General features: G+C 63.6%; 1 protein-coding gene and 1 pseudogene. Both read right to left on the minus strand.

Annotated features, from left to right (window positions below):
- A partial coding sequence (locus tag GA0061098_RS43460) for a hypothetical protein (RefSeq protein WP_091968276.1) occupies nt 1-294 on the minus strand: 294 nt, incomplete at its 3' end.
- A pseudogene (locus GA0061098_RS43465) lies at nt 294-1,224 on the minus strand (IS5 family transposase); the annotation flags it as partial. The gene GA0061098_RS43460 and the pseudogene GA0061098_RS43465, both read right to left, overlap by 1 nt.

Consider the following 1,224-nt stretch of genomic DNA (forward strand, 5'->3'; position numbering starts at 1 on the left):
GTGGCCGACAAGCCTGCCTGCAGTGCCGATCATCGCCCATCCGCGACCGCAGGACGGATCATTCTCGTCGTGCCCTTCCCATGAGAACTCGGCGCAAGCCGATCCGTCGCGGGTGCCGTAGCGCACGTCCAGGAAGCCCTTAAGGGCCCCAAAAGCGATTTCGCCATCGAATTTGCCCTGGAAGGTGAGATGCGCCTCTTCGACAAGATCGAGGAAGTCGCTGTCCCAGACGTCCATCTCGACGATGCGCCAGCGGCCGACAAAGGCCTTGGCGAAGCCGGGCACCTTGGCCATCAGCCGGTCTCCGCGATCAGCTTGGGCAGTCGCACCAGATTGTAGGCGGTGGCAGCGAAGGTAAAGGCCCATGCGACGCGATCACGGCCGCGGAAGCTGGTCTTCTCTTGCCCGGCGACCGTCTTGATCCAGCCGAATGCCTCCTCGATCCGCTTGCGGATGCGCTGACTGACGGCATAGCCGCCGTGCCGGGTCGTTCGCCCGTCAATCGCAGAACTACGGCCGCTGGTGTTCTGTGCGACATGCGGCGTCACGTTCATCGAGCGCAGTTCGTTGACGAAGTCTTCTGCATCGTAAGCTTTGTCGGCGCCAAGAGTGATCGCTGTCGGCCGGTCGGCACGAGGCTCGATCATGTGCAGCGCGGCCACCCGCTCGGCATGGCCGTCGGCCTGCGTCAGGCAGGCGTCGACCAGCAGGCCGTGGCGGTTCTCCATCCGCGTGGCCTATGAAGCACAGCTTCGTCTCTTTGCCTTTGCCCTTGCGGTACAGCCTGGCGTCTGGATCGGTGGTCGAAGCATGGGTGTCGTTCGAGCGCTTCTGGCCATGGAAGTCCGCATCGGCATTGCGCCCGCCGCCGTGGGCCGGCGGCTCGCGAGATCCGTCCTTCGGCTTGACACTCTTCATCGAGGCCCAGGCCTCGATCAGCGTGCCATCGACCGAGAAGTGATCGCTCGATAGAAGCTTCATGACCTTGGGCTGCGCCAGCACCGCCGCCAGGAACTTCGCTGCGATGTTGCCTTCCAGCAGCCGGTCGCGATTCTTCGAGAACACCGAATGGTCCCAGGCTGCGTCGTCGACGCCGATTCCGACGAACCAGCGGAACAGCAGGTCGTATTCCAACCGCTCCATCAGAAGCCGCTCGGAGCGGATCGAATAAAACGCCTGCAACAGCATCGCCCGCAGCAGCTTCTCCGGCGGGATCGATGGCCG

Source organism: Bradyrhizobium shewense (assembly GCF_900094605.1).
GTDB classification, from domain to species: Bacteria; Pseudomonadota; Alphaproteobacteria; order Rhizobiales; family Xanthobacteraceae; genus Bradyrhizobium; species Bradyrhizobium shewense.